A 26607-nucleotide genomic window follows, 5' to 3' on the forward strand; every position below is an offset into this window, starting at 1 on the left:
ACAAAAATAGACGAAATTGATCTGTATTGTTACTAAATTTCGATATTTTTTTCATCGCTTAGAGCTATTATAAATTGAAGATCTATTCACATTGATCTAGTAATATTTGAGGTGTAACACGATGAAAAAACAACGTTTGATGATGGGCTTACTCGCCGTGATTGGCATGAGTTCAACATTTGCATCGACCTCAAGTGAATATAATATTGCCAATGGCTTGAGTCCAATAGAAAAAGATCAATCTATTTCTGTATTACAACCTTTTCAAGGCAATTTCAGAATCTTGGGTTCAAAAGTTTATCAAAATGATGAACAAGCTAAATTTTCTCCTATCGACTATGCCGTAAGTTGGGGATTGTTTGCACAGCCTGAAATCGCACGTCATATTTCAGTGAAACAATATGACCGTTATTTAAACTGGAAAATTCCTAAATTACCTGTTCCAGCAGAGCAAGCAATGCAAATGGTGTCTAACATGCACATCATTCCTGCGAACCCGGAGATTGCTCAGCAGATTAAACAGGTTAAACGTGGTGATTTAGTTTATCTAAAGGGTGACCTTGTCGAGATTAAAGACAAAAATTTAGTCTGGAAATCTTCACTTACGCCGACTGATACGGGTGATGGTGCGTGTGAGTTATTCCGCGTTCAGGCAATTCATTGGGTTGAAAAGCAAAATATATAATTTGAAAAAAAGCCTTCATAAGTTTGAAGGCTTTTTTATAACCACTACATTGCTTATTTCTGTTGCGATGCTTTCCAATATTTTAATTGATTTTGTGCTTGTAAATAGTCGGCAAGATCATTGATCTGTTCATCTTTATTGGCTTGCTTATCACTCAAGTGTTTTTCTTGGTTTTCCCAATATTGATAAAGTAGACCCTGAATGTAACGGCCCTGCTCAGTTTTTAAATCTAAATCTTTTAACATGGTCAGAGAAGAGCGCACATTATCGAGAGTACGCTGTTGCTCAAACTCTGTAGTGAGGGTTCCAGCTTCATGCATTTTTGCTAATTCACTTTCCATCTCGTCACTCATTTCTGTAAAGCGACGGTCATAATCCTCTAACAGCGCAATATCGTGTGCATCATCAGCAGTGGCAGGGAACGTCTTAACAGGTCTTTCATTCAGTTTTTCTAAAACCTGATCGGTAGATGAGGTGGCAGAAGGTTGCTCCGTCTTAGCAGGCTCATCCGCTTTTTTACAAGCAGTCAGAAATAGGCTAGAGCAAAGCAAAGACATTAATATGATTTGAGGTGTTTTCTTCATAACTTTCAACCAAACCTATTCACTAATTATTTAATGGGTAACGTACTTTTCTGAAAGTGATATGCATACGTAATATATGGAAAATCAATCTGATCTTGAGGACCTAATCCCGTAAAATCATAAACAATTTTTTCAAACTGTGCTTTGAGTTGTAATTGATCTTTTTCAGTCATTGCAGCAATAAAGCTCGTAGAGAGTAAACGTTTGCTTACGACTTGTTCGACAGAACCGTGTTGTGACTGTGTGAATGTTTGTAGGCTATCAAATACGAATAAATCTTGTTGTTCAAATACGCGTTTCCACTTTTCACTATGATAACGAGGTGTGTCACCTTCAAGTGGAAGTAGGAAGTCAGCTAAAGCCTTGACCCAATCTGTACGTTCGTCTCGTTGATTCCAAACTAGCCCTAAATGTCCTTCTGGTTTTAATACTCTATGCATTTCTGTTAGGGTATCAAGGTTGTCAAACCAGTGAAAAGATTGCGCACAAACAATGGCATCAATTTTATGATCTTCTACAGGAATTGAATGGCTAAAAGCCTGTAATGTTTTGATATCAGGATAAACTTGTTGAAGCTGCTGTAACATCTCGCCAATTGGCTCAACTGCAATAACATCTGCATGCGTTTGTTTTAAGTAGGGTAAGAATTTGCCAGTACCCGATCCAAGATCAATAACAGTAGAGTTTTCCTGTATTTGTAGGCAATTTTGCAGCCAACTTACTATTTCTGCGGGATAATTGGGTCTAACTTGCTGATATAGTTCAGCAGCTGAACTGAAGCCTTTTTGAGCGGCAGGATGTAAGGATTGTGTCATATTTTGCGCTTTTTAATCTGACTGGCATCTATAAAATAAGATACTCCGCAATCATAAATTGGCAAAACACCTATTTTGTTTCATTTTTGACGTTGTATGTGGGAGTAAATTTTCTTTCGGTGTGAGCATGGATAAGCAAATTATTTTTGAAGACGAACACATTAGAGCCATTTTTTTACCAGGCGATTCTAATACATTAGTTCTCTCTTTTGGCGATTTGATTACCAGAGCGAGTGGCTTATCTATCAATGCTGAAAAGTCTCTAATTAAATACCAATATAATGTTATTGGGGTAATGCCAAAACAAAAATCATGGTTTCCTCAAGCAAGCATGATTGAGCTGGCAAAAGCAATTTCGCCTATTCTAGAAGGCTTTAAAAATATTGTGGGTTATGGCGGTTCAATGGGCGGCTATGCGGCAATCAAATATTCTAATTTATTGAATATGAACCGTGTGATTGCATTTGTGCCTCAATATTCAATTGACCCAGAGCATGTTGAAGACCGACGCTACGCTGAGTTTTTTGATTCGGTAGCAAACAAGGACATGCAGATTCAGCCGCAAGATGTCGATTCAGCGCGTGAATACGTTATTGTTTATGACCCATATTTCTCGATTGACCGTGAACATTACTTAAATATAAAAGAGCTGTTACCTAGCTTACATACGATTCATTTACCATTTACTGGTCATGAAGCATTGTCTGTACTGGCAAGCTCAAGTTTGTTGCATGATTTTATTGAACATGATTTCGATGAAATCTATTTTTATCAGCAAGTTCGTAAGGTCAAAAAGCAAAGTAAGTTTTACTTCCGTAATGTACTTGCGCATGTACTTTCACATCATGATGAAATGTTGTTAAAAATATTACGCCAAAATGATTTTCAGCTAGATGAACGTTATTTTGATAATCCACTTAAACAGGCTATTACACGTAGTCTGATAAAAACAAATCAAGCAACTGAGTTGGACTTTCAAAAGCTTGGTATTAAAGTACAAAGAACTCAAGAAGATGCAAATTATAAAGAAGGCTTGCAGACTAGCTTTGGTTTAATTTTGATATTTAACCTTATCAATTCAAAGTTTGAAAGTTATACAGTAGATACTCTACTGGCGAATAAATCTTATTTGGTTCCAATTGTGGCTGAGCAAACTGGTGTAGTGCGTATTGAATTAAATAATGAAATTTATTTGTTAGCGATGAATGATCGTAAGATTATTAAATTGTTCAAGAGTGAAGAGCCTTTAACATCGGATATGAGTCCTTTTGTAATCAAAAAATATTCGGATTCTTTTGCGATTAGCTATAAGCAACTAAATTTATCTTGTGATGAACAAGGGCTGTGTGAATTTACGGAAGGTTCAATTCAACCTACAGAACAGTTGACTACCATCAGCTATTAAAACTTTATAGTGTTTAAATAAAGCTCAGACCTTTAGGTTTGGGCTTTATTTTTTGCTGAAAAAATATTTTTTTATAAACTTATTTGTATATTATTTTAAAATTCATTATTTAAATAAATAGTAGGTTTATTATATGGTGATCTGCTGTATTTAAAGTAGGCATAACCAGTAATGTATATAAATATTATATTTAAAAATAAATGGGCTTTCATAATACATAAATTGTAGAAATAATATAAGATTAATTAAAATACAGTTATAGCTATAAAAGAATATAACTAAATGTTTTTACTATATATTTTATTTTTACCTGAAGAGCTTGGTTAAAATAAGTTCACTATTCAAAGATAATTGCATATTTATTTTTTTCTCCTAAAATGATTTTTTACTAAATTGTCGTTACAGTTTTTTATATGCAATCATTAAATTATCGGAATAATGATGCATCGCAACATGGAAGTTCTGCACCTTTGAAACGAGCAATGAGTACTCGACATTTGGTGATGATCTCCCTTGGCGGTGCCATAGGTACAGGTCTTTTTTTAGGGTCTGGTGATGTAATTTCCCAAGCAGGCCCAATTGGCGCAATTATTTCTTATTTTTTGGGCGGTTTAATTGCCTATACCGTGATGTTATGTCTTGGTGAGCTTGCGGTTCATGTACCAGAATCAGGTTCTTTTGGTGAATACGCCCGCCGTTATATTGGTCCGGGTACGGGCTATATGATTACTTGGCTCTATTGGTTAACTTGGACTGCAACTTTGGGGACTGAGTTTACTGCGGCAGCTTTATTGGTGCAGGAGTGGTTTCCATCTACCTCGGTATGGGCTTGGACTCTTTTTTTTGGCGCCTTAGTTTTTTTCCTTAATATCAGTTCAACTCGATTATTTGCCGAATCTGAATTCTGGTTGGCACTCGTCAAAGTTATTACAATCATCTGTTTTATTGGTTTAGGTTTGCTGGCAATTTTTGGTTTTATTCCTTACCACGGACATGAAACAGCGCCATTATTTAGCAACCTGACTGCTCACGGTTGGTTCCCAAACGGTCTCTTCCCAATTTTTGCTACTATGCTGATTGTTAACTTTGCTTTTTCGGGCACAGAATTAATTGGAGTAGCGGCGGGGGAAGCCGAGAATCCAGCACAGACAGTTCCTAAAGCAATCAATGCGGCTATTTGGCGTTTACTGATTTTCTTTGTTGGTACAATTGTGGTGATTAGTTCATTACTGCCGTTCCAGCTTGCAGGCCTTAGTGCAAATGAAGTAAGTAATAGTCCTTTTGTGACGGTATTTAACTATATTGGTATTCCATACGCAGAAGACATTATTCGCTTTGTAATTATTACGGCTTTACTATCTGCTGCAAATTCTGGTTTGTTTGCTGCTTCACGTATGATGTGGTCGCTTTCGGCGAAAAATCAGTTACCAAAAATATTTTCTAAATTAACTCCTTCTGGAACACCGATTGTTGCCATTACTGTAACTATGTTTGGTGCAATTCCTGGATTGCTTTCAGAACAATTCGCGCCAGAAACAATTTTTAAGAATTTGTTGGGAGTAGCTGCTTTTACGATGGTTGTGGTTTGGATTGCTATTTGCGTTTCACAATTTAACTTCCGTAGACAGTGGTATAAGTCAGGTAAAACAGCAAAAGATCTACGTTTTGCCGCGCCTCTTTTCCCTCTTACTCCAATTGTAGGTGGGCTGTTCTGTATCATTACCTGTATCAGTATGGTGTTTGACCCATCTATGCAAGTTGGTTTTATCTGTTGCATTATTTTTATCATTTTATGTTATGCAAGCTACTTCATTTTTTATCGAAAGAAAGATCTAGTGCAAAGCTAAGCTTTTTAGTCGAAAAATGTGTTTTAAAAGGTCCCGAAAGGGGCCTTTTTTGTGCCTTAGAGGAACTACAGAGGAGAGAATTTCTGTATTTTTTTTTAAAATGAAGTTTTATTTTTAATCATGAAAACAAATATTGTTTTATAAAATTACCTTTTATCGGATTGTTATTAATATTTATTTATTATTAATATTTGATTAAGTCTATGTTTAGCTTGGTTATTTGATAAAGAGGTTTTTGGGATTTTATGAAATATGAATTAGAAATGGACTTATTATAGATTTAATGTAGAGAGGGTATAGTTTTTTGACAATTTTACGAAGGTGATTAATTTTTAAGTTATTGTTATTTATAATTTTAATTTTTTGTATTTTTTTAAATTATGATTTTGTGTTTCCTATAAATTTTTTTTATTAAAGTTAAGCTTTTTTTAATATTTGTTGTTTTTTTATTATAAGGATTAGTGCGATTTGATTATTTTTTCTCTGCTTATTTATTTTAAAATGTTCTAAATGAGTGTGCTCTATGCTATATTTATTGGAAGATTTTATAGCTATGTTCCGGCTTAATTTTAAGCGGTATGTGTAGAGATAATTAATCTGTAGCATTATTGAACAATGTTTATTTTTAAAAAGACTAATGGAGGGATCTATCGATTAGTCAAAATAATTTTTATGGACATATGATTTTTTTATAAATCATCGTTCTTTTTAACTCCCAAACGGTTATGCCATTTCTTTTGTATTTATATTTCAACCGACTGGATTAAGTGGGTTGCGGTTAAACTTTGCTTTTATAAAGATAGCTTTATAAACAGTAACTTAAATGAAAGAAAGCTTGTAAAAGATATCGATATATAAAAGTAGATCATACTTTTAGTATCAACAAATGGAATTTAAAAAACCTAATGCTTTAGAAGAGCAGAAGGTTTAGTAAATAAACTAAGACTTTGTTATTGCAAGGTTTTGGTTGCTGAATAATAAAGACTACGGATTTATCAAATCTGAGTCTATGAAAGTATATAGGAAAAAAGATGTCAGATCTTTCATACGTAAACGAACACAGCGATGCATGGCAAACTTACTTGGCACAAATTGACCGTGTTGCTCCGTACTTAGACCACTTAGCTGAGTTTATCGACACTTTAAAACGTCCAAAGCGTGCGCTTATTGTTGACGTGCCAATCGTAATGGATGACGGTTCTATTCAGCACTTTGAAGGCTACCGTGTACAACACAACTTGTCTCGCGGTCCTGGTAAAGGTGGTGTACGTTACCATCCAAACGTTGATTTAAATGAAGTGATGGCGTTATCTGCATGGATGACAATTAAAACTGCTGTTTTGAACTTGCCATTTGGCGGTGCAAAAGGTGGTATCCGTGTTGACCCACGTAAACTTTCAAATCGCGAATTAGAACGTTTAACTCGCCGTTATACGACTGAAATCGGTCACATTATCGGGCCTCAAAAAGATATCCCAGCTCCAGACGTTGGTACAAATGCCAATATTATGGGTTGGATGATGGATACTTACTCTACAAGCCAAGGTTATACAGTAACTGGTGTTGTAACTGGTAAGCCAGTTCACTTAGGTGGTTCTTTAGGTCGTGTGAAAGCGACTGGTCGCGGTGTATTCGTTACAGGTCGCGAAGTAGCTGCAAAAATCAATTTACCAATTGAAGGCGCGAAAATCGCTGTTCAAGGTTTTGGTAACGTAGGTAGTGAAGCTGCTTTCTTGTTTGTTGAATCAAAAGCAAAAATCACTCACGTTCAAGACCACACTGGCACAATTTTCAATGCTGACGGTATTGATCTTGTTGCATTACGTGAACACGTAAATGCAAACCAAGGTGGTGTTGGTGGTTTCGCTGGCGCGCAAGCAATTGCTGATGAAGATTTCTGGACTGCAGATGTAGACATCATTATTCCTGCTGCGTTAGAAGGTCAAATCACAGTTGAACGTGCTCAAAAACTTAAAGCTAAGTTGATTTTAGAAGGCGCGAACGGCCCGACTTATCCTAAAGCTGAAGATATTTTAGTTGAGCGTGGCATTGTTGTGGTTCCTGACGTGGTATGTAACGCCGGCGGTGTAACTGTAAGTTACTTCGAATGGGTTCAAGACATGGCGAGCTACTTCTGGACCGAAGAAGAAATCAACGAACGTTTAGATAAGTTGATGGTTCAAGCTATGCATGACGTTTGGAATACAGCAAACAGCAACGCTTGTACTTTACGTACAGCAGCTTACATCTTGGCATGTGAGCGTATCTTAAAAGCTCGTAAAGAACGCGGTATTTTCCCAGGCTAATCTGCGGAAATTACTTTAGAAAAAGTGGTTTGAGCAAATATAAAGGATGTTATAGGGTTTATTTGCTCATTCCCTTTTTCTGAATTATTCAAATTTAAGTGTTATCGAATATATTAAATAAATACTGAGGTAAGCATGGAACAGCCAATTTCTGTAACTCGAAGCAACTTTAACGACTGGATGGTTCCAGTTTTTGCACCGGCAAATTTCATTCCGGTACGTGGTGAAGGTTCACGTATTTGGGATCAAGAAAATAAAGAATATATCGATTTTGCAGGCGGGATTGCAGTAAACGCATTAGGTCATGCGCATCCAGTGGCAGTAAATGCTTTAACAGAACAAGCAACAAAACTTTGGCATGTAGGCAACGGTTATACAAATGAACCCGTTCTACGCCTTGCAAAACAACTCACCGAAAATACATTTGCAGACAAGGTTTTCTTCTGTAATTCAGGTGCAGAAGCGAACGAAGCAGCATTAAAACTAGCTCGTAAAGTTGGACTAGACAGCGGTGTTGCTGGCAAAAGTGGCATTGTGGCATTTAACAATGCGTTTCATGGCCGTACCTTATTTACCGTTTCAGCGGGTGGTCAACCTAAATATTCACAAGACTTTGCACCACTTCCAAATGGTATCAACCATGTTGCCTTTAATGATTTAGAAGCTGCAAAAGCGGTGATTAATGAACAAACATGTGCCGTGATTGTTGAGCCAATCCAAGGTGAAGGCGGTGTTATTCCTGCTGACATCGAATTTTTAAAAGGTTTGCGTGCACTGTGTGATGAGTTCGGTGCATTGCTGATTTTTGATGAAGTACAGACTGGTGTTGGTCGTACCGGTGCACTGTATGCCTACATGAACTCTGGTGTTATTCCAGATGTGCTAACGACTGCAAAAGCACTAGGTGGTGGTTTTCCGGTCGGTGCAATGTTAACAACAGATAAATTTGCTCCGCATTTTTCTGTCGGTACACATGGTACGACTTATGGTGGTAACCCGTTAGCAAGTGCGGTTGCAGGTGCAGTATTTGAGTTTATTAATACGCCTGAAGTACTTGAGGGTGTAAAACATCGTCATCAATATTTCCTAGACGCATTAAATAAATTAAATACTGAGTACCCGATTTTTGAAGAAATTCGTGGTCAAGGCTTACTCATTGGTTGTGTATTAAAAGCTGAGTATGCAGGGAAAGCGAAAGACATTACCACATGGGCGGGCGAAGAAGGTTTGCTTGCTTTAATCGCGGGACCAAACGTGGTTCGTTTTACACCGTCTCTAATTATTCCTGAACAAGATATTGATGAAGGAATTGCTCGTTTAAAACGCGCATTGGCAAAGTTGGCTAAATAAAAAAAAGGAAAGCTAGCCATGATGATCGTCCGTCATGCCGAGTTTCGAGACCTTGAAGATATTTATAAATTAGCAGGTAAGTCGGGTGTAGGCCTGACTTCCTTGCCACAAAATATGGATACACTTTCGGCTCGAATTTCACGTACTCGCAATACTTTAAATGGCAATGTCCATAAAAGTGAACAAGGCTATTTATTTGTTCTTGAAGATACAGAAGCTCAACGTGTTATTGGATTAAGTGCAATTGAAGTTGCTGTAGGGCTCATTGAACCTTGGTACAACTTTCATGTTGGTACTCAAGTACACGCTTCAAAAGCATTAAATGTCTATAAGTCATTACCTACTTTATTTTTAAGTAATGACAGAACAGGTAGTAGCGAACTCTGTACACTATTTTTAGATCCAGAGCGTCGTGAAAACCAAAACGGTAAATTCTTATCGAAAATCCGTTTTATGTTTATCGCTGCCTTTAAGCAATATTTCGAGAAAAAGTTAATTGCTGAAATGCGTGGTTTCTCAGACGAAAATGGATGTTCTCCATTTTGGGATGCAATTGGTCACCATTTCTTTAATATGGATTTTTCGACAGCAGACTATTTAAGTGGAATTGGGCAAAAAGTGTTTATTGCAGAGCTTATGCCACGTTTCCCAGTCTATGTAGATCTCTTGCCAAAAGACGCGCAAGAGGTAATTGGAAAAATGCATCCACAAACTTTGCCTGCTTATCATGTGCTTGAGTCGGAAGGCTTACGTTATCAAGGATATGTCGATATTTTTGATGCTGGTCCAACCATTGAAGCCAATATTGATGAATTGAGAGCAGTAAAAGAAAGTCAGTTACTAAACGTCAAAATTACAAGTGAAGCTACGGTCGGTAAGACCCAATATCTCATTGCCAATGATAATTATCATGACTATAAGGCAATGTTGTTAAAGCTTGATCTTGTTGATAACACAATAAATTTAACACATGAACAAGCTGAAAAACTCGGTGTACAAGAAGGTCACGTTGTTCGTGTGTTATCACTAAATCCAATGGAAGTATCCTGATGTCAAACTCTTTATTTATAAACGGTGTCTGGTTACAAGGCAGCGGTGCAACATTTGAAAAAACAAATCCAGTTGATAACCAAACTGTATGGTCAGGTGCCGAGGCTACTGCTACTGATGTAGAGCAAGCTTGTCAGGCAGCGCGTACTGCGTTTCCAGCTTGGGCGCGTTTACCACTTGCAGAGCGTGTAGCGATTGTTGAAAAATTTGCCGCTTTGCTTGAAGAAAATAAAAAGCATTTAGCAGAAGTCATTAGCCAAGAAACCAGTAAGCCATTTTGGGAAACATTAACTGAAGTTCAATCAATGATTGGCAAGGTTGCGATTTCGATTCGTGCTTACCACCAGCGTACAGGCGAAAGCTCAACTGAAATGGCTGATGGTGTGGCATCTTTACGTCATCGTCCGCATGGTGTACTTGCGGTTTTCGGTCCATATAACTTCCCGGGCCATCTACCAAATGGGCATATTGTTCCGGCATTACTTGCTGGCAACACAGTTGTATTTAAACCAAGTGAATTAACGCCATGGACTGCTGAAGAAACTGTAAAACTTTGGCAGCAAGCTGGTCTGCCAAATGGTGTGATGAATTTGGTGCAAGGTGGACGTACCACGGGCGAAGCATTAGCTGCTTCACATGAAATTGATGGTTTATTGTTTACCGGAAGTGCAAACACTGGTTATCACTTGCATAAGCAAATGGCAGGTGCACCTGAAAAAATTCTTGCGCTTGAAATGGGCGGCAATAATGCATTGATTATTGATGAAATTGTTGATGTTGATGCAGTAGTTAATCTTGCTATTCAATCTGCTTTTGTTTCGGCAGGTCAGCGTTGTACATGTGCACGCCGTATCTTGGTAAAAAATGGTGCTGAAGGTGATGCATTTATTCAACGTTTTGTTGAAGTTGCTAAAAACCTAAAAGTTGGCCGTTGGAACGACGAACAACAACCTTTTATGGGTGGGGTAATCTCGTCAGTTGCTGCAACAAATATGATGCATGCTCAGCAAAAGTTACTTGAGCTGGGTGCAAAAAGTTTATTAGCAATGACGCGTCCTCAAGAAGACAGCTCGCTACTTACTCCGGGTATTGTTGATGTAACAGGCGTGAAAGATATTCCGGATGAAGAATATTTTGGTCCGCTTACGACCATTCAACGTTATGACAACTTTGATGAAGCATTAAAAATTGCTAACGCAACTCGTTTTGGCTTGTCAGTTGGTTTGGTTTCACCAAAACGTGAACTGTTTGATGACTTACTTATTGAAGCGCGTGCCGGTATTGTGAATTGGAACAAGCCATTAACTGGGGCTTCAAGTGCTGCACCGTTTGGTGGTGTAGGGGCGTCAGGTAATCACCGCGCGAGTGCTTTTTACGCTGCCGACTATTGTGCTTGGCCAATGGCATCACTTGAAAGTGACAGCCTAACCTTACCAGAAAAATTATCTCCAGGGATTGTGTTGCCTTAAACACTAGGGAAAGAAAAAATGAAAGGATATGAAGTAAACTTCGATGGTTTAGTGGGACCAACACATCACTACGCGGGTTTGTCGTTTGGTAATGAAGCATCGACAAAAAACCGTAATAATACCTCGAATCCAAAATTAGCAGCGAAACAAGGTTTGCTAAAGATGAAAGCCTTGGCTGACATGGGAATGAAACAAGGTGTACTTGCTCCGCATGAGCGTCCACATGTTCCAATGTTACGCCGTTTAGGTTTTACAGGTGATGACATTAGCGTTGTTGCTCAAGCAATGCGTTATTCACCAGAGCTATTATCATCTTTAAGTTCAGCTTCTCCAATGTGGACTGCCAATGCGGCTACTGTTTCACCTTCGGCAGATAGTCAAGATGAGCGCGTGCATTTTACAGCAGCGAACTTGAACAATAAGTTTCACCGTTCAATTGAAGCTGAAACTACAAGCCAAGTTTTACAAGCAATCTTTAAAAATGAACGCCACTTTGTACACCATGAAGCTTTACCACAAGTGGCGTTGTTTGGTGACGAAGGTGCAGCCAATCACAATCGTTTAGGTGGTGATTATGCTAAGCGCGGTGTTCAGGTGTTTGTTTATGGTCAACAACATTTAAATAATGGCTTGCCGGGACCAAAACGCTATCCGGCTCGTCAAACGCGTGAGGCAAGTGAAGCAATTGCACGTTTGCACCGTTTAGATGATGCACATACTGTTTTTGTTCAGCAAAATCCGGATGTAATTGATCAGGGCGTTTTCCATAATGATGTGATCGCGGTAAGTAACCAACAGGTTTTATTCCATCATCAACATGCCTTTTTAAATCAAGATCAGGCCTTTGCTGAAATTCGTCAAAAAATGGCAAGCATCGGTGAAGACTTTATTTCAATTGAAGTCCCTGAAAACCGTGTTACCGTTGACGATGCCGTAGCAACCTATTTATTTAATAGCCAAATTTTGACTCGTCCAGATGGTGGAATGACTATCGTTGTACCAGAAGAGTCTCGTCAAAATACAGCTGTGTGGGGCTATTTAAATGACATGATTCAAATGGGCACACCAATTGATGCTATTCAGGTATATGACTTACGCGAAAGTATGCGTAACGGTGGTGGTCCAGCTTGTCTACGTTTACGTGTAGCTTTAAACGAAACTGAGTTAAATGCCGTAAATCCAAAAGTACTCATGAATGATCAGTTGTTTGGCACACTCAATCAATGGGTTGATAAACATTATCGTGATCGTTTAGCACAAGAAGATTTGGCTGATCCGCACCTACTCATGGAAAGCCGTATGGCGCTTGATGAACTGACCAAAATTTTAGGTTTGGGTTCGGTTTATCCTTTCCAAAAATAATGAGGAGGTGACATGCAAGATTTTCTAGCATTAACCTTACAAGGTGAGCAGCCTACAACTCGCGAAGGAAAACAAAATAATTTTTCTTGGCGCTGGTTGGGTGAAGGACTTCTTGAATGTACGCCAAACGCACAGTACGACAAAGCTGTCGTACTGTCAGCTGGAGTGCATGGTAATGAAACAGCACCAATTGAATTATTATCTCATCTTTGCACGGATTTATTTGCAGGGCGTTTAAACCTTGCTGTGAGGTTGCTGCTTGTATTGGGTAACCCTTATGCAATGCGTCAAGGCAAACGCTATGTGCATGACGATGTAAATCGAATGTTTTGTGGTGGATATAAAACTCTAGCCGTGACTGAAGAATCAAAGCGTGCTGAAGTTTTAGAGCAAGTTGTCACAAATTTCTTTCAAGAAAGTGCAAGTGATGCTAAACGCTATCACTATGATTTACACACAGCAATTCGTGCTTCATTGTTACCAACCTTTGCTTTATTTCCCTATCAAACGCATGGCTATGATGCTGATTTAACAGCAAGTCTTGAAGCAGCCGATTTAGATGCTTTGGTTTATCACAATGCGGTAGGTAAAACATTTACACATTTTACGAGTGAGAATTTTAAAGCTGCGAGCGCAACTTTAGAGTTAGGCAAAGCCTTACCATTTGGGCAAAATGACTTGAGTCAATTTGCTGCAATTGATGAAGTTATTCGTAATGTAGTTTCTGAGCAAGCCTTGCCGCTACGCAATAAAACAAAAATTCGCGTCTTTAAAGTGTCTGATTCTTTAATTAAAAAAGATGAAGATTTTCAGATGAATTTATCTGCTGAAGCTCCGAATTTTTCGACTTTTACCAAAGGGGAAATCATTGCAACTCAACCTTCTGGTAATTATGTCGTTGAGCAAGATCAGGTCTGGATTTTATTTCCAAACCCAAATGTTAAGCTTGGTTTGCGTGCAGGCTTAGTTTTAACTGAAACGAGTTGAATACTTGATTTTTGACAAATAAAAAAGGGCAATTAATTGCCCTTTTTTATTTATAACTGATTAGTTAGTGCCGAAAAGACCTTTAACCCAAGATTTCTTTTCAGCTTTTTGTGTAGATGCTTGAGCACCAGCGTTTATATTTGCATTGGTGTTAACTCCAACAGGACCAACGTTAACACCAACATTTAAACCAGTTTGAGCATTAATTGCATGAGCTGGTTGAGCTGCATTTAATTTTGCTTGAGCATCAGCTTTAGTGTCAGCTACAAACTCTTTTTGCTCAGCTTGGTTTTGAGCTACACGAGTTTTTACAGCATCTACATGCGCTTGAGCATTAGCTTGTTTTTCAGCAGTAAATTCTTTTTGGTCTGCTTGTTTTTCTGCAACTTTAGTTTTTACAGCATCAACACGTGCTTTTGTATCAGCTTTCGCTTCAACTGCTAGGTTTTTAGTACCGTTTGCAGCTTTAGTCGCTACATTTTTAGTACCTGTTACTGCTTCGGTAGCAAAATGTTTAGTACCAGTTGCAGCTTTAGTTGCTACATTTTTAGTACCTGTCGCAGCTTCGGCAGCAAAATGTTTTGTACCATTTGCAGCTTTAGAAGAAAGTTCAGTCACTTTTCCTGTTGTTTTTTTTGTAGCTTTAACTGTAGTGTCAGCCGCTACATGACCAGCATGCTTTGCTGTGCTACCCACAGTATGTGCAGTATTTTTGACTGTATTGGCTACGCCACTAACAAGACCACCCGGTTGTACATTTACTTGAGCAGAAGCACCTGCATTAACGCCCGCACTTTGTGCAAAAATAGAGGCAGAAGCAAGAACACTTGCAGTAACGATAGCTGTTTTCATCATTTTCATTGCGATATCCTTCAAAGAATATACCCTTTTAGTGAGGTATTTCATAAACGCAAGCGAATCATAGCCAAGGAAATATGGGCTTGGGAACTAACTTCATCAAAATGTTACAACAGTGTTACGTTGAGTAAACAGACTAGGGATAAATTGTGAAGATTAATAAAAATTAATAATAAAGTGAAAAGGAACATTTATTTGTTAGATATTCTAATTAAGCTCCCTTGTCTTTCCTTTTTTAAAAAATATCCTTTAATTTTTTCTCTTTCGTTTTTTCCTGACTTGTTCTTTATATCTTTAAATGTGATGTGAATCTAATTATTTATTAGAGGAAACGGCATAATTATTGCTTATTATGATAATGGAGTGCTTTTTTAGTACTTTTTTGAACCATCTTCTGCCAGAAATATAAGTGTACAGGGCAGAACTGTATTTTTGTTTATTCGGGAAAAGGTACTTTGGCTTTTCTCAGGTTTGTATATTTCATGAAATAGAAATTTCACATGAAATATATTGAAAGAAATGACACTTTATTTCGAATAATCAAAAATAAAAATAGATATCTATAAACAAAAAAACAGAGATATGACAGATGAAAATTATTGCTTCCCTTCTTGTATTGGTCGGCTTGGTCGCCGTTGTTCTTTATCTTAAGCCAACAAGTGGTGCATCTGATGTGTTCAATTCTGCTTTACATGAGTCGAATTCGCCACAACCAGACACCGCGTCCTTTCTTTCTAAACTTAAGGAGCCTACTCAACCTAAAAATCTATCTCAACATTCAACTCATCCTCAATCGGTATCAGCTGATACCGTCCCTTTTTATGACACAAAAAGTGATCTTTCTATTCAACCGATTGATCCAGAAAAAGATCCAGCAAATGAAATAAAAGCGAAATAAGCAAATTGTTAGTTGAAAAACTACGGAGAAAAATAATGCAAAGTAAAACGTTATTTCTATTAGGTCTATGTACAATATTAAGTACAACTGCATCCGCTCTTCCTTTGGACTCTAAAGGTGCTAAACAGCGGTTAAATCAAGCAGCAAAACAAAAAGTATTTCAGGGCAAAATTGATTTGGATGCCTTGGTTAATAATGATTCGAATGATTTAATCGTCGAATACAATATTCCTTCGGTGAGTGTGCCTTCCGGTTTAGAACGGCGGAGTTATATTGCAACAAATAAAAAGAATATACAGGCAAGGTTTAACCGTGCTGGTGGTGTACAAGTACTTCGGGACTACAATAATTTGCCTTTAGCTTTCTATCGAATTAGTAATCGCGAAGCTTTGGTGACTTTATTAAATGATCCAAATGTTAAAGCGGTTTATCCGAACCGTATTAACCAGACTACGACCAATGAAAGTTTACCTTTAATTAATCAACCACAAGCCAATACCAATGGTTTTACGGGCGAAGGCTCTAGTGTGGCAGTGATTGATACAGGTGTGAATTATCTTCATTCTGATTTTGGCTGTACGGCAGTAAATACACCATCAAGCACATGTCGAGTTGTTTATTCATTTGATAGTGCACCAGATGATGGTGCTTTAGATGATGATGGGCATGGGAGTAATGTTTCAGGCATCGTATCTAAGGTTGCTACCAAAACCAAAATTATAGGCATAGATGTTTTTAGAAAGGTCAGATCCCAAGGTAAGTGGGTAAGCACAGCTTATGATAGTGATATCCTCGCAGGGATTAATTGGGCTGTAAATAATGCACAAACCTATAATATTAAAGCAGTCAACTTAAGCCTTGGCGTACCGGGTGTTAAATATACCTCGGAGTGTAGTGATAGTAGTTATGGAACTGCATTTGCCAATGCGCGAGCTGCTGGTGTGGTACCTGTAGTCGCTTCAGGCAATGATGCATTTTCAGATGGAATTTCATCTCCTGCTTGTGTTGCTGGTGCAGTAAGAGTTGGTGCTGTATATGACAGTAATATTGGTGGTGTGTCATGGGGGAACCCTGTGAAATGTTCGGACCCGACCACAGCAGCGGACAAGGTAGCGTGCTTTAGTAATGGTGGCAGTCTTGTGACTTTATTAGCACCGGGAGCAATGATTACGGCGGGTGGTTATACCATGGGCGGTACATCTCAAGCGACACCACATGTGGCTGGTGCAATTGCTTTATTACGAGCAAATCGTGTGAGTCCAACAGAAAGCATTGACCAAACGATTAGTCGTTTAAAAACGACAGGTAAGCCAATTACTGACCCAAGAACGGGATTGGTTTTCCCGCGTATTGATTTGCTGGCAGCAACAAATGGTTTGACTATTAATTAAATGGCTTATTTATAATTTTTTAAATTAGGTCCAAGAAATTTTTAAATAGCTATAACCCGTTGCAAAGGGTAACTTCTGCAACGGGCTTTTTATGAAAAAGTATTAATTACACTTTGCTAGATTTGCTGGATTAAAGTTGTTTTGGAGTTTCTTGAAATTATTCTGAATTTCTGGATCTTGAATATTAAATGTCGTTGAACTTTTGGTTGTAGAGTTGGTTGCCTGATTTAATATGCCTGATTCATCAGGATACTGCATAGTCGATGAGGTCGCTGAAATCAGACCATCATTATTAAAAGTCCAGTGCTCAGTTACATGTCCGCCCCCTAAATAGCCAGTAAATTCGATCATACAAGCCTGTTTATCTTGTTTAATGAGTTTGGCTACATTACCAGTAGTTGATGGATAAGCTTCGATATTCGTATCTTGTTCTAAAACTTGTGCCTGAGAATAAGATGAAGAAGGAGGTGTAGAGGTCGCACATGCAGTTAATGTTAAACAGCATAGTGTTGAAAAGAGGAGTTTTTGACTATTCATAGGGCAGATTCCCAGCTTTCTTATAGTTAATGACATTATTTCTAGATGAATATCTGTGTTTATAAGCGCGCGAAGTTATCGCGCTATCCAAAAAATTAGTTAGCTGTTGTGCTCGATTTACTTAGCTCACCTTGTTCAATTGGAATATTTTCACCATTTCGGCTACTGGTGATATTTTGTTTAGCTTGTTCTATTTTCTCTTCAGTATATGCTTTTGCAGTATCTACTTTTTGCTGGGCAACTTCTGATTTTTCAGCTGTAAATTCTTTAGTGCTTTGCCATTTTTCACTAATTTTATTTGACGTATTTTCAGAAGCACCTTGAATAGAGTTCCCTAGGTTTTGTATGCCTTTGCCTGTTTTATATAACAACACACGACCTAAACTTGGATTATCACCATAAGGTTGAGCTTTAGACGTTGTCTCATTTGTAGGTTGAGGCTGTGTTGTTTCAGCAAAAAGCGTCGATGAAGCCAATATAGAGCTTGCAATACATAAAACTTTTAAGGTTTTCATTTGGTTCAAACTCCCCAATGACTGCCAAAATATCAAGTGCTGATCTTACTGTTAAAAATAAACCTTGTGCAGCAATGAGATAAAACCCATACGATTTGATTACGATAAATCATCATTTATAACGCTAAGCCAATCATTGCAATGGTTCATAAGCTAAATTCAGTCTTAATCAATTCTATAAACATGTCTCTGGCTTTATGGTTGCTCACATTTTTGTGCCAAAAAAAGTGATTTTGCATAAAGGCAAGATATTCAAATTTATAACTATGAATATGGGCCAAATTTTTATATTGCTCATAAATGCTCTTGGGCACCAGAGCCACCCCTGAACCTGCACTTACGCAACCAATAATCGTGGCATAGCTGGTAATGCTGGTGATGGGAAGAGAGATATTCTTCAGTTTAAGCCATTCTTCAAGGGCTGCACGGTAAGGACAGCCTTCCGTCCACATAAAAATTTCTTTACCAATCAGGTCTTCTTGGCAATGAATTTCTCCCAAAGAGTGAGATGCGATTAAGACCATATCTTCTTGGTAAATACCGAGCTTATTGAGCATTGGAAACTCAATATTACCCGCGACAATTGCCCCATCAAGTTTATGCTGAGAAATATCGACTAATAACTGTTTCCATGTGCCAGTAATAATTTGAATAGAAACTTCTGGAAAACGTTGATGATATTTCGCAAGTAAGTTTGGCAGACGAGTGGTAGCAGAAGATTCAATTGCTCCAATTTTTAATGGGCCAGAAGGTGGGGCATCTGGATGAATACTTCGTTTTGCCTCATCGCATAGCGCTAAAATTTTATGGCAATAATCTATAAAGATTTCTCCTGATGGGGTGAGTTTTAAAGCTTTACCTTCACGATAAAACAAAGGTGCACCAAGCTCTTCTTCGAGTTGTTTAATCCGTGTCGTAATGTTGGAGGGTACACAGTGCAGTTGCATTGATGCCTTTGCCATTGTTCCGCATTCAACTACGGTTTGGAACATCTTTAACTGAGCGATATCCATGTTTTATCATTCACTTTTAATGAATATTCAACTCAATATAAGTTAATTTTATTCAACTATCCATGCGCATATGATGAAAGTGTTCCATTTCATTAGTGCAGATTTAACATGGCAATTTCTCTTGCTGCCGAAACCCAGCCTCCCGCATTTAAGCTCTATTTATGTATTGCTGTGACTGTCTTTTGTTGGGGCTATTCACCTATTGGCGTGCATAGTGCTTTGCATTCATATACACCGCAGCATATTGCCTTACTTCGCTTTTTGATTGCATCGTTTTTTTTACTGCTTTTGATCATGAAAAAAGGCATTCAGCCTTTAAAGTGGAAAGATGTTCCTGCACTTGCTGTATTAGGGTTTTTCTCTGTAACGCTGCATCATTTGCTGATAAATACAGGGCAGCAATATGTGACTGCGGTCGCATCTAGTATTTTGAGTCAATCCATTCCGCTATTTACCTTTATTATTTCCGCTTTGCTTTTTAAGGAAAAAATCAGTTTTAAACAGTGGCTATGTATTTTGTTGGGGCTTTGCGGTGCCGTGTTAGTAGTCGGTGGAGATCATGGTTTTGGTGTGCCGAGTCCTTATAGTTTATTGATTGTTTTAGCTGCAATTGCATGGGGTCTCTACTTTAATTTATATAAGAAATTTGCTTTAAATTACGATGCCTTGAGCATGATGTGCTACATCATTTGGTTCGGGAGCATTCCTTTACTGTTTTATAGTGCTCATTTATCTAGTGAAATTTTACATGCCACTTGGCAGGCCAATATGTCTATAGTTTTGTTGGGTATTTTCCCAAGTGCGATGGCTTATGTGCTTTGGGGTTATGTACTTAAAAATATGCCATTAACGATTGCATCGAATTTTTTATATTGTTCGCCCATTGTCGCAATGAGTCTGGCAGTTGTTTTCTTAAATGAAAAACCGTCAATGATGGTGCTGTTAGGTGGAGTGATTATTGTGGGGAGTTTGGTGTGGATGAATTGGGGGAATAGGCGTACTATCGAATAATCTATAGATCATTAAACTATCTATAGATTAATGCTAAGTCATACGCTATTTGCTTTAAGAGAATGAGATGATTGTTGTTACCTTGACCTATAAAAAACCATTAACCGAAGTTGATGCTGTACTGAAAGAGCATATTGCATTTTTAGATCATTACTATGAGCAAAAGAAGTTTCTAGCATCAGGACGTCGAGAAAATAGAGTAGGCGGGGTAATTTTAGTTTTAAGCTCTTCGGTTCAAGAAGCTGAAGAAATCATGAAAAATGATCCGTTTTATATTCATGATGTGGCCGATTATGATTTTATGTGGTTTGAGCCGTCGAAAAGTTTAGAAGAAATTAAAGAATTTGTTTAACTCAAAAAAATAAAGGGATCTATAAAAGATCCCTTTATTTCATAATAAGCTAATTAGCCCTGCAACACGCTCACATCAGCCACAGCAGTAAACAAGTTACGTAACTAAGCTAATAAACGTAAACGGTTTGCCTTCAGGTCAGCATCATCTGCCATTACCATTACACCATCAAAGAAGGCATCAATCGGTGGGCGAAGTGCTGCAAGCTCAGAATCTTTACTTAAACCATTTTCTAAAGCTCTGGCAAAAAGAAGAACAGCACAATAGCTCCAAAAATTCCGCTTAAGATCAGCCAGTCTTTTTTACGCATATCTGCAAGGCGAATCACCGAAAGATAAATACTGATGAAAAAAACCAAAACAAAAACCAGCAAAACTAGCGGATTATTGAAGAAGAATTTGCTGATGCCAAATAGTACGAAAATAATGGTACTAGAAACCCAATACAGCAGAGCCAAAATAAATTTGTTCACTGATAAATTATGAACAGAACGATCTAAACGAGGCAAAGTTATAGCTAGCATAATCAGCCCTGCGAAACCGCCTAGAATAGAGATAATCATAAAGAACAGGCCGCTCATATCTGGTTTGGTCTTTATATGAGGATATACTTTCCATAGACCATAACCGATTACCAGTAAAAGGGTGTGGCAAAGAACAAGATAAGCATCTATACGGTAAAACTTTTTAATTGAAGTGGTATTCATTATGATAACTGCTGATTTATTCTTAATATTAAAAAACCCCACTAATCTATAGAAGGGTTCTCATTAATTTACAACTAATAAAGGCTTAGCCCTGCAACACGCTCACATCAGCAACAGTAGTAAACAAGTTACGTAACTGAGCCAATAAACGTAAACGGTTTGCTTTTAGGTCAGCATCATCTGCCATTACCATTACGCCATCAAAGAATGCATCAATCGGCGCGCGAAGTGCTGCAAGCTTAGAAAGGGCAGCTGTGTAATCTTTTGCTGCAAGTAATGGCTCAACCACAGGTGTCACTGCTTGGAGCTCAGCAAATAATGCTTTTTCAGCATCTTCAACCAAGTTAGCTTCAACTACAGAGCCTTCAGGTGTTGCTTCTTTGGAAAGAATGTTCGCAACACGTTTATTTGCAGCAGCAAGTGCAGCAGCTTCAGGTAATGTACGGAAGTGGTTAACAGCATTTACGCGCTTGTCAAAATCAAGTGGAGATTTTGGTGCAAGTGCTTGAACTGCTTGAAGCACATCAACGGCAACGCCTTGGTCTTCGTACTTAGCACGGTAACGACCTTCCAAGAATGCAACTGCGTCAGTACGAGTTTTGTCATGGTCTTTAACGATATCGCCATAACCTCGAAGCGCAAGATTCACTAATTCTTCAATTGTTACGTCTAATTCATTTTCAATGATTAAACGTAAAATACCAATTGCTGAACGACGCAGAGCAAACGGGTCTTTAGAACCTGTTGGTGCTTGTCCAATACCGAAAATACCAACCAACGTATCTAAACGGTCAGCAAGTGCAATGGTTGTACCTGTTTTGGTTTTAGGTAAAATATCACCCGCAAATTTTGGTAAATATTGCTCACCTAAAGCTTCTGAAACTTCAGTGTTTTCGCCTTCAATACGTGCGTAGTAAGTACCTGCAATACCTTGAAGTTCCGGGAATTCACCAACAAGCTCAGAGGTTAAGTCACATTTAGCAAGTAATGCAGCTTTTTCAGCATCGGCTGGGTTTGCACCAGTGATTGAAGATAATGCAACAGCAAGTTTTGCAATACGTGTTGATTTGTCCCAAAGCGTACCAAGCTGTGCTTGGAATACCATGTTTGCTAGTTTTTCTTTACGAGATGCAAGCGGTTGCTTTTGATCTTGTAAGAAGAAGAACTCAGCATCAGACAAACGAGGGCGAACAACTTTTTCGTTACCTTCAATAATTTGAGTCGGGTCTTTAGACTCAATATTTGAAACAGTAATGAAGTAAGGCTGTAATTTGCCTTCCGCATTGATCAAACAGAAATACTTCTGGTTGTCTTGCATTGTCGTAATAAGAGCTTCTTGAGGAACAGCTAAGTAGCGTTCTTCAAAAGTTGCACGTAAAGCTACAGGCCATTCAACTAGACTTGTTACTTCATCAAGTAAGTCAGCTGGAACAATCGCAGTTGCGTTCACTTCATCAGCTAACTTTTTCACTTGTTCTTGAATAGTTGCTTGACGCTTTTCAAAGTTCGCAACAACGTAAGCTTTTTCTAAGGCAGCTAAGTAGTCATTTGCATGCGCTAAAGTCACTGCTTCAGGTGCATGGAAGCGGTGACCATAAGTCACATTGCCAGCTTTATGATCTTGAATCGTTGCGTCAACAATTTGGTCATCTTTAAGTAAGAGAACCCATTTCACTGGACGTACAAATTCGGTGCGGCTTGCCGCAGAACGCATACGCTTAGCAATTGGTAAGTTGTCTAGCGCAGTTTGTAAAATCTGTGGAAGTAAAGCGTCAAGGCTTTGACCTTTTACATCTTTTAAATAGCAAACTTTTTCAACTTTACCAGCTTGGAAAGTAGAAAGCTGATCAACTGTAATACCTTGACCACGCATAAAGCCTTCGAGCGCTTTAGTCGGTTTGCCTTCTGCATCATAAGCTGCTTGAACAGCAGGGCCATCAAAACGTTTTTGAGTGTCCGCTTGAGCAGCATCGATATCTACAATTTTAAGCGCTAAACGACGTGGAGCTGCATAGGCTTCAATTGATGCGAAGTTTAAGCCCGCATCTTTTAAGCCTTTTACCGTTTCTGCTTCTAAAGCATCACGTAATGTTTTCAAGCTTTTTGGTGGAAGCTCTTCACAGCCAAGTTCGAATAAAACAGTATGTTTGCTCATTAGTTTTTCTCCGCCTTTGCTGTTTCACTTTCAGCTTGTGCTTTTAGCTGTGCCAATACTTCATCACGTAGGTGTGGTTCTGCCATTGGGAAGCCAAGCTCTGCACGTGCTTGTACATAACTTTGTGCAATAGCACGTGCTAAAGTACGTACACGTAAAATGTAACGTTGACGCTCAGTTACAGAAATTGCGCCACGTGCATCAAGCAAGTTAAAGGTATGAGACGCTTTAACCACTTGCTCATAAGCAGGAAGAGAAAGTTTTGCTTCAATTAAACGGTTTGCTTCTGACTCGTAAAAATCAAACAGTTCAAATAGTTTTTCAACTGGAGCGTATTCAAAGTTATAAGTCGATTGCTCAACTTCATTTTGATGGAATACATCGCCGTAAGTCACAGTACCGAATTGGCCTTTCGTCCAAACAAGGTCATAAACCGAGTCAACACCTTGAAGGTACATTGCAAGACGTTCTAAACCGTAAGTGATTTCGCCTGTTACTGGGTAACATTCAACACCACCGACTTGTTGGAAGTAAGTGAACTGAGTTACTTCCATACCGTTAAGCCAAACTTCCCAACCTAAGCCCCAAGCACCTAGCGTCGGAGATTCCCAGTTGTCTTCTACGAAACGGATGTCGTGAGTAAGCGTATCAATCCCGATTGCTTTTAAAGAATCAAGATAAAGCTGTTGGATATTGTCTGGGTTTGGCTTAAGCACCACTTGGAATTGGTAGTAGTGTTGCAAACGGTTCGGGTTTTCACCATAGCGGCCATCTTTTGGACGACGTGAAGGTTGAACGTATGCAGCATTCCAAGTTTCAGGCCCTAAAGCACGTAAGAATGTTGCGGTGTGGAATGTTCCAGCGCCCATTTCCATGTCGTAAGGTTGTAATACGACGCAGCCTTGTTCGGCCCAATAGTTTTGTAGGGCAAGAATTAAGCCCTGAAATGTATCAATGTGCGAGATGGCGCGACTCATGTAGCATCCACGAATTTATGAGAAAAATTGCCCCTAAGTATAAGGATTTTGTAGGGGAGTGGCAAAGGCTTAATCACAGGAATATGTGTTTAGCCTATTTGTTTTCGCCTCAGCCGTTCCAAGCCTAGCCAGTAGCAAAAGCTGATAAATAAAATCATAAGATAAAAACTATAGATCTTATAAATATGCCACCAAGGAGAAGGGAATGAACCGACAAAAATTAAGCGTGTAACAGGGCTAATCAAAATCCAGATGACAGTTGCGCAGATAAAAATACTCATCAGATTTAAACGATTTTTACGCGCGAGAAAATATGAAGTGATATATGCGAAAGGAATAACCAGAAGACCATAAAAAAGTAAATAAAATAAGAAATGGGCTAGAAAAATAACTGCAACCGAATAAAGACTAAACTCCGCATTGAAGATGATTATTCCTAAAGCAGATATACTCAACAAAGGGATGGGAGCTAGCGCAAGTGCGCGAATAATCATTTTTTTGTTATATTGAGGCATATTAAAAATTATAGAATCGAGAATAAATTATGCTGAAATTTTGCTGCAAACTCATTGTTTTATCCAGCCTTTTTTGTAGTCCATGGTTGTATGCGCAGACCGAAGCTGACGAGCAAGATGAATACAACCAATGTGTAGAGCAGACCATTAAAGAAATGCAGCTTGAAAGTATTAATAACATGGTCGTGCATAGCTGTTCTGAACAAGCTAAAAAGACTTATGAAGAAAAAATTGTTGCTCTGATTGATCAAATTCGTACACAAAGCGAAGAATACAAACAGCCAGAACGTTACCAAGATATTTTAAAATCTCAGAGACTTTGGAAAGCTTATGTAGATCAGGAATGTAGTAATGCAGGTTCATACATTGGCTCACCGATGTATTCATATTGTCCAATGCAAGAGTATGCCGAGCGTGTAAAGCAACTAGAAGAATATGTTAATTAAGACGGATTATTTTAAACGTCACCTCATGACGCTGAGCGTACTTCACTGGGTTAAATTTAAGAGTGCAAAATGATATTTTTTGAACGATGCCATAAACGAGTCGTTTGATATGTCTGATCGCATTCGGGAAAAACTACAGATTCTTGCTGATGCTGCTAAATATGATGTGTCTTGTTCATCAAGTGGCAGTGACCGTAAAAATAAAGATAAAGGTTTGGGAGATGCCAGCCATTCAGGAATTTGCCATAGCTATACTGAAGATGGCCGCTGTGTATCTCTCTTAAAAATTCTATTTAGTAATGTTTGTATTTTTGACTGTGCCTATTGTGTTTCACGCCGTTCTAACGACGTTCAGCGTGCAGCATTTACGGTACAAGAGGTCGTAGACTTAACCATTAATTTTTATCGCCGTAATTATATCGAAGGCTTATTTTTAAGCTCAGGCATTTTTAAATCGGCAGATCACACGATGGAGCGTATGCTTCAAGTTGTAAAGAAGTTACGCCTTGAAGAAAACTTTAATGGCTATATTCATCTAAAAACCATTCCGGGGGCATCTCCTGAACTGATTCATGAAGCAGGTTTATATGCTGACCGGATGAGTATTAATTTAGAGATGCCGACCGAAATTGGGCTAAAAACTTTTGCACCAGAAAAATCACATCAGGAAGTGCAAAAAGATTTAGGTTTGGTCCGTGACAGACTGATTCAACTTAAAGATGAGCGACAAATCATTAAGCATGTACCGAAATATGTGCCAGCAGGGCAGACTACTCAAATGGTTGTTGGTGCTCATCAAGAGTCAGATCAAGATGTCTTGTTTATGGCAGATAAGCATTACAAAGAATTTAAACTCAAACGTGTCTATTTTTCTGGCTATATCCCAATTAATACCGAAAATAACTACTTACCCGCAGTGGGTTCTGCACCGCCGTTGCTTCGTGAAAACCGTCTCTATCAAAGCGATTGGTTGATGCGTTTTTACGGTTTTGAAGTTAATGAAATCGTCAATGAAAAACACCCAAATTTGGACTTGGATGTCGACCCAAAATTAAGCTGGGCCTTAAGACATCCTGAACAGTTTCCAGTAGATTTAAACCGTGCCGATTATCAAATGATTTTGCGTGTACCGGGCATTGGTGTGAAATCGGCGAAGAAAATTGTTCAGGCTCGCCGTTTTGGAAAAATCCATATCGATTTACTTAAAAAACTCGGTGTGGCCTATCAGCGCGCAAAATACTTTATTCGCTGTGAAGACAGTCCAAAATTCCAAAAAGAACTGTCTTCAAGTTTTATTCGGCAGCAGATTTTAACGCAGGGATCTTCGAAATATGTGCAGCAACTCTCGCCACAATTAAGCCTTGGGTTTTAGT

25 protein-coding genes and 1 pseudogene are annotated in these 26607 nt (G+C 38.5%); 15 read left to right on the forward strand and 11 right to left on the reverse strand.

The genetic code is table 11. The features are described 5' to 3' along the window. The first annotated feature begins 121 nt into the window (after window positions 1-121). Complete coding sequence (locus tag MKX14_RS08055) at window positions 122-685, forward strand: hypothetical protein (protein ID WP_032036652.1); 564 nt, start codon at window positions 122-124, stop codon at window positions 683-685. Between the two features lie 53 nt (window positions 686-738). Here MKX14_RS08055 and MKX14_RS08060 read toward each other — a convergent pair whose 3' ends face one another. Both MKX14_RS08060 and MKX14_RS08065 read right to left on the reverse strand, forming a co-directional pair. Continuing rightward, window positions 739-1269 (reverse strand): hypothetical protein, encoded by a 531-nt coding sequence (locus MKX14_RS08060; protein WP_005078420.1) that lies wholly within the window; start codon window positions 1267-1269, stop codon window positions 739-741. A gap of 26 nt (window positions 1270-1295) precedes the next feature. Next, a complete protein-coding gene (locus MKX14_RS08065) occupies window positions 1296-2084 on the reverse strand; it encodes a class I SAM-dependent methyltransferase (protein WP_240282223.1) in 789 nt (262 codons plus the stop codon). Window positions 2085-2211: 127 nt separating this feature from the next. On the opposite strand from MKX14_RS08065, the gene MKX14_RS08070 reads away from it, so the two are divergent. From MKX14_RS08070 to astE, 8 genes are all read left to right on the forward strand, one after another. Continuing rightward, window positions 2212-3489, forward strand: coding sequence for a hypothetical protein (locus MKX14_RS08070; protein ID WP_240282224.1), 1278 nt, complete (start codon window positions 2212-2214; stop codon window positions 3487-3489). A gap of 413 nt (window positions 3490-3902) precedes the next feature. Then, entirely contained in the window at window positions 3903-5336 is a 1434-nt protein-coding gene (gene mmuP / locus MKX14_RS08075; protein WP_240282225.1) for an amino acid permease, read from the forward strand. Window positions 5337-6367: 1031 nt separating this feature from the next. After that, a complete protein-coding gene (gene gdhA, locus MKX14_RS08080) occupies window positions 6368-7642 on the forward strand; it encodes a Glu/Leu/Phe/Val family dehydrogenase (protein ID WP_017387023.1) in 1275 nt (424 codons plus the stop codon). 135 nt (window positions 7643-7777) lie between these two features. Next, the gene (gene astC, locus MKX14_RS08085) at window positions 7778-8992 is read left to right on the forward strand and encodes an aspartate aminotransferase family protein (protein ID WP_005078409.1); all 1215 of its coding nucleotides are present in this window, start codon (window positions 7778-7780) and stop codon (window positions 8990-8992) included. 18 nt (window positions 8993-9010) lie between these two features. Beyond that, window positions 9011-10042, forward strand: a complete 1032-nt coding sequence (gene astA / locus MKX14_RS08090; protein ID WP_016142929.1) for an arginine N-succinyltransferase — start codon at window positions 9011-9013, stop codon at window positions 10040-10042. Beyond that, window positions 10042-11511 (forward strand): succinylglutamate-semialdehyde dehydrogenase, encoded by a 1470-nt coding sequence (astD, locus tag MKX14_RS08095; RefSeq protein ID WP_086399341.1) that lies wholly within the window; start codon window positions 10042-10044, stop codon window positions 11509-11511. The genes astA and astD overlap by 1 nt, the downstream gene beginning before the upstream one ends. Before the next feature lie 18 nt (window positions 11512-11529). Beyond that, complete coding sequence (gene astB / locus MKX14_RS08100) at window positions 11530-12873, forward strand: N-succinylarginine dihydrolase (RefSeq protein WP_108009986.1); 1344 nt, start codon at window positions 11530-11532, stop codon at window positions 12871-12873. Window positions 12874-12885: 12 nt separating this feature from the next. Then, the gene (gene astE / locus MKX14_RS08105) at window positions 12886-13860 is read left to right on the forward strand and encodes a succinylglutamate desuccinylase (protein ID WP_240282226.1); all 975 of its coding nucleotides are present in this window, start codon (window positions 12886-12888) and stop codon (window positions 13858-13860) included. 60 nt (window positions 13861-13920) lie between these two features. Here astE and MKX14_RS08110 read toward each other — a convergent pair whose 3' ends face one another. Continuing rightward, window positions 13921-14721 carry a hypothetical protein gene (locus tag MKX14_RS08110; RefSeq protein ID WP_240282227.1) on the reverse strand — a complete coding sequence of 267 codons (801 nt, stop codon included), beginning with the start codon at window positions 14719-14721 and terminating at the stop codon, window positions 13921-13923. A gap of 586 nt (window positions 14722-15307) precedes the next feature. Here MKX14_RS08110 and MKX14_RS08115 point away from each other — a divergent pair. Beyond that, the gene (locus tag MKX14_RS08115) at window positions 15308-15616 is read left to right on the forward strand and encodes a hypothetical protein (protein WP_046811856.1); all 309 of its coding nucleotides are present in this window, start codon (window positions 15308-15310) and stop codon (window positions 15614-15616) included. A 35-nt stretch (window positions 15617-15651) separates the two neighbouring features. Beyond that, a complete protein-coding gene (locus MKX14_RS08120) occupies window positions 15652-17007 on the forward strand; it encodes a S8 family peptidase (protein WP_046811855.1) in 1356 nt (451 codons plus the stop codon). A gap of 102 nt (window positions 17008-17109) precedes the next feature. Here the strand turns inward: MKX14_RS08120 and MKX14_RS08125 are convergent, their stop codons facing one another. From MKX14_RS08125 to ilvY, 3 genes are all read right to left on the reverse strand, one after another. Further along, on the reverse strand, window positions 17110-17544 hold the full coding sequence (locus MKX14_RS08125; RefSeq protein WP_240282228.1) for a hypothetical protein: 435 nt from the start codon (window positions 17542-17544) through the stop codon (window positions 17110-17112). Window positions 17545-17639: 95 nt separating this feature from the next. Continuing rightward, entirely contained in the window at window positions 17640-18059 is a 420-nt protein-coding gene (locus MKX14_RS08130; RefSeq protein ID WP_240282229.1) for a hypothetical protein, read from the reverse strand. A 146-nt stretch (window positions 18060-18205) separates the two neighbouring features. Next, on the reverse strand, window positions 18206-19072 hold the full coding sequence (ilvY, locus tag MKX14_RS08135) for a LysR family transcriptional regulator (RefSeq protein ID WP_240282230.1): 867 nt from the start codon (window positions 19070-19072) through the stop codon (window positions 18206-18208). A 108-nt stretch (window positions 19073-19180) separates the two neighbouring features. On the opposite strand from ilvY, the gene ydfC reads away from it, so the two are divergent. Next, window positions 19181-20083, forward strand: coding sequence for a DMT family transporter (ydfC, locus tag MKX14_RS08140; protein WP_240282231.1), 903 nt, complete (start codon window positions 19181-19183; stop codon window positions 20081-20083). Window positions 20084-20150: 67 nt separating this feature from the next. After that, entirely contained in the window at window positions 20151-20435 is a 285-nt protein-coding gene (locus MKX14_RS08145) for a YciI family protein (RefSeq protein ID WP_100291038.1), read from the forward strand. Between the two features lie 104 nt (window positions 20436-20539). On the opposite strand, the pseudogene MKX14_RS18320 reads toward MKX14_RS08145, so the two are convergent. The 5 genes and pseudogenes from MKX14_RS18320 to MKX14_RS08165 form a co-directional block, all read right to left on the reverse strand. Continuing rightward, window positions 20540-20647: pseudogene (locus tag MKX14_RS18320) on the reverse strand (hypothetical protein); the annotation flags it as partial. A 20-nt stretch (window positions 20648-20667) separates the two neighbouring features. Further along, a complete protein-coding gene (locus tag MKX14_RS08150; protein ID WP_240282232.1) occupies window positions 20668-21141 on the reverse strand; it encodes a hypothetical protein in 474 nt (157 codons plus the stop codon). Window positions 21142-21226: 85 nt separating this feature from the next. After that, window positions 21227-23296 carry a glycine--tRNA ligase subunit beta gene (gene glyS, locus MKX14_RS08155; RefSeq protein ID WP_240282233.1) on the reverse strand — a complete coding sequence of 690 codons (2070 nt, stop codon included), beginning with the start codon at window positions 23294-23296 and terminating at the stop codon, window positions 21227-21229. Continuing rightward, window positions 23296-24273: a glycine--tRNA ligase subunit alpha gene (gene glyQ / locus MKX14_RS08160; protein ID WP_104079784.1), complete on the reverse strand. Its 978-nt coding sequence runs from the start codon at window positions 24271-24273 to the stop codon at window positions 23296-23298. Before glyQ ends, glyS begins: the two co-directional genes overlap by 1 nt. Window positions 24274-24362: 89 nt before the next feature. Further along, window positions 24363-24788, reverse strand: coding sequence for a hypothetical protein (locus MKX14_RS08165; protein WP_240282234.1), 426 nt, complete (start codon window positions 24786-24788; stop codon window positions 24363-24365). Between the two features lie 29 nt (window positions 24789-24817). Between MKX14_RS08165 and MKX14_RS08170 the strand changes: the two genes are divergently transcribed. Both MKX14_RS08170 and MKX14_RS08175 read left to right on the forward strand, forming a co-directional pair. After that, window positions 24818-25234 (forward strand): lysozyme inhibitor LprI family protein, encoded by a 417-nt coding sequence (locus MKX14_RS08170; RefSeq protein WP_240282235.1) that lies wholly within the window; start codon window positions 24818-24820, stop codon window positions 25232-25234. Between the two features lie 109 nt (window positions 25235-25343). Next, the gene (locus tag MKX14_RS08175; protein WP_199978355.1) at window positions 25344-26606 is read left to right on the forward strand and encodes a putative DNA modification/repair radical SAM protein; all 1263 of its coding nucleotides are present in this window, start codon (window positions 25344-25346) and stop codon (window positions 26604-26606) included. Window position 26607: the final 1 nt, after the last annotated feature.

The organism is Acinetobacter pittii, from assembly GCF_022449185.1.
GTDB classification, from domain to species: domain Bacteria; phylum Pseudomonadota; class Gammaproteobacteria; order Pseudomonadales; family Moraxellaceae; genus Acinetobacter; species Acinetobacter pittii_I.

What these genes read in the sequence shown, in the direction of transcription:
- astE (WP_240282226.1), top strand. Translation starts at nt 12,886, where the DNA reads ATGCAAGATTTTCTAGCATTAACCTTACAAGGTGAGCAGCCTACAACT.
- MKX14_RS08130 (WP_240282229.1), bottom strand. Translation starts at nt 18,059, where the DNA reads ATGAAAACCTTAAAAGTTTTATGTATTGCAAGCTCTATATTGGCTTCA.
- astB (WP_108009986.1), top strand. Translation starts at nt 11,530, where the DNA reads ATGAAAGGATATGAAGTAAACTTCGATGGTTTAGTGGGACCAACACAT.
- astC (WP_005078409.1), top strand. Translation starts at nt 7,778, where the DNA reads ATGGAACAGCCAATTTCTGTAACTCGAAGCAACTTTAACGACTGGATG.
- MKX14_RS08055 (WP_032036652.1), top strand. Translation starts at nt 122, where the DNA reads ATGAAAAAACAACGTTTGATGATGGGCTTACTCGCCGTGATTGGCATG.
- glyQ (WP_104079784.1), bottom strand. Translation starts at nt 24,273, where the DNA reads ATGAGTCGCGCCATCTCGCACATTGATACATTTCAGGGCTTAATTCTT.
- MKX14_RS08125 (WP_240282228.1), bottom strand. Translation starts at nt 17,544, where the DNA reads ATGAATAGTCAAAAACTCCTCTTTTCAACACTATGCTGTTTAACATTA.
- ydfC (WP_240282231.1), top strand. Translation starts at nt 19,181, where the DNA reads ATGGCAATTTCTCTTGCTGCCGAAACCCAGCCTCCCGCATTTAAGCTC.
- MKX14_RS08145 (WP_100291038.1), top strand. Translation starts at nt 20,151, where the DNA reads ATGATTGTTGTTACCTTGACCTATAAAAAACCATTAACCGAAGTTGAT.
- MKX14_RS08070 (WP_240282224.1), top strand. Translation starts at nt 2,212, where the DNA reads ATGGATAAGCAAATTATTTTTGAAGACGAACACATTAGAGCCATTTTT.
- MKX14_RS08120 (WP_046811855.1), top strand. Translation starts at nt 15,652, where the DNA reads ATGCAAAGTAAAACGTTATTTCTATTAGGTCTATGTACAATATTAAGT.
- MKX14_RS08175 (WP_199978355.1), top strand. Translation starts at nt 25,344, where the DNA reads ATGTCTGATCGCATTCGGGAAAAACTACAGATTCTTGCTGATGCTGCT.
- MKX14_RS08065 (WP_240282223.1), bottom strand. Translation starts at nt 2,084, where the DNA reads ATGACACAATCCTTACATCCTGCCGCTCAAAAAGGCTTCAGTTCAGCT.
- glyS (WP_240282233.1), bottom strand. Translation starts at nt 23,296, where the DNA reads ATGAGCAAACATACTGTTTTATTCGAACTTGGCTGTGAAGAGCTTCCA.
- MKX14_RS08150 (WP_240282232.1), bottom strand. Translation starts at nt 21,141, where the DNA reads ATGAATACCACTTCAATTAAAAAGTTTTACCGTATAGATGCTTATCTT.
- gdhA (WP_017387023.1), top strand. Translation starts at nt 6,368, where the DNA reads ATGTCAGATCTTTCATACGTAAACGAACACAGCGATGCATGGCAAACT.
- MKX14_RS08060 (WP_005078420.1), bottom strand. Translation starts at nt 1,269, where the DNA reads ATGAAGAAAACACCTCAAATCATATTAATGTCTTTGCTTTGCTCTAGC.
- ilvY (WP_240282230.1), bottom strand. Translation starts at nt 19,072, where the DNA reads ATGGATATCGCTCAGTTAAAGATGTTCCAAACCGTAGTTGAATGCGGA.
- MKX14_RS08110 (WP_240282227.1), bottom strand. Translation starts at nt 14,721, where the DNA reads ATGAAAATGATGAAAACAGCTATCGTTACTGCAAGTGTTCTTGCTTCT.
- MKX14_RS08115 (WP_046811856.1), top strand. Translation starts at nt 15,308, where the DNA reads ATGAAAATTATTGCTTCCCTTCTTGTATTGGTCGGCTTGGTCGCCGTT.
- astA (WP_016142929.1), top strand. Translation starts at nt 9,011, where the DNA reads ATGATGATCGTCCGTCATGCCGAGTTTCGAGACCTTGAAGATATTTAT.
- MKX14_RS08165 (WP_240282234.1), bottom strand. Translation starts at nt 24,788, where the DNA reads ATGCCTCAATATAACAAAAAAATGATTATTCGCGCACTTGCGCTAGCT.
- mmuP (WP_240282225.1), top strand. Translation starts at nt 3,903, where the DNA reads ATGCAATCATTAAATTATCGGAATAATGATGCATCGCAACATGGAAGT.
- astD (WP_086399341.1), top strand. Translation starts at nt 10,042, where the DNA reads ATGTCAAACTCTTTATTTATAAACGGTGTCTGGTTACAAGGCAGCGGT.
- MKX14_RS08170 (WP_240282235.1), top strand. Translation starts at nt 24,818, where the DNA reads ATGCTGAAATTTTGCTGCAAACTCATTGTTTTATCCAGCCTTTTTTGT.